This window comes from Microbispora sp. CSR-4 (assembly GCF_008033685.1).
Lineage (GTDB): Bacteria > Actinomycetota > Actinomycetes > Streptosporangiales > Streptosporangiaceae > Microbispora.
Genome location: NZ_VJVX01000195.1, coordinates 1 through 914, shown reverse-complemented (window position 1 = coordinate 914; position 914 = coordinate 1). Strand labels below are relative to the sequence as shown.

The following is a 914-nucleotide window of genomic DNA, read 5'->3' as shown; positions in this document are numbered from 1 at the left end:
ACGGCTTCTGTGCACCCAGCAGCGCTGCTCCTTGGCCTCGGGGAACACCTCGCGCAGCGCCTTCCAGAAGCCCAAGGCCCCGTCGCCGACCGCGAGATGCGGGGCGCGCATTCCGCGCCGTTCGCAGTCGCGCAGCAGGTTCGCCCACGATTCCGACGACTCCCGATAGCCCTCGTCCAGGGCTATCAGCTCTTTGCTGCCGTCGGCTCGGACGCCCACCAGGACCAGCACGCACGCCTTGGCCTGGTCCAGCCTGACCTTCAGATGCACGCCGTCGGCCCAGATGTAGACGAAGTCGGTCGCCGACAAGTCGCGCTTCTGGAACGCCTGATGATCGTCGCTCCACTGAGACGTCAGCCGCGACACCGTCGCCGACGACAGCCCAGCCGACGACCCGAGGAACTGCTCCAGAGCCGGAACGAAGTCGCCGGTGGACAGGCCGTGCAGATAGAGCAGCGGAAGCACCTCAGAGATCTTCGGGGTCTTGCGGGCCCACGGTGGCAGGATCGCTGAAGAGAAGCGCTTACGCTCGCCGGTCTCGGCATCGACCCGCTTGTCGTTCACCCGCGGCGCCTTGACCTGCACAGGCCCGGCCGAGGTTGCTATCGTCCGCTCGGCGTGGAACCCGTTGCGCACCACCAGACGGCGGCCGTCGGCGTCGCGAGCGTCGGCCAGCTCCGCCAAGTAGGAGTTGACCTCGGCCTCCAGGGCAGCGGCCAACATCCGCCGCGCTCCCTCTCGAACGATCTCATCGAGCAACGATCCGTTCGACGCCGCGCCGCCGGCATTGACTACGGTAAGCATGGGCGTGCCCTCCCAGCCGACGCGCCAACGTCGGCCTACTCAGTGACCTTCGAATCGATCACTCGGGAGGGTACGCCCCCGAGCCGATCCACAGGTTCTGAGCATTGCTC

At 67.2% G+C, this 914-nt stretch carries 1 protein-coding gene; it reads right to left on the bottom strand.

Going from position 1 to position 914, the window contains the following annotated elements; translation table 11 throughout:
- A partial coding sequence (locus FLV34_RS39415; protein WP_147945601.1) for an IS256 family transposase occupies positions 1-804 on the bottom strand: 804 nt, incomplete at its 3' end.
- Positions 805-914: the final 110 nt, after the last annotated feature.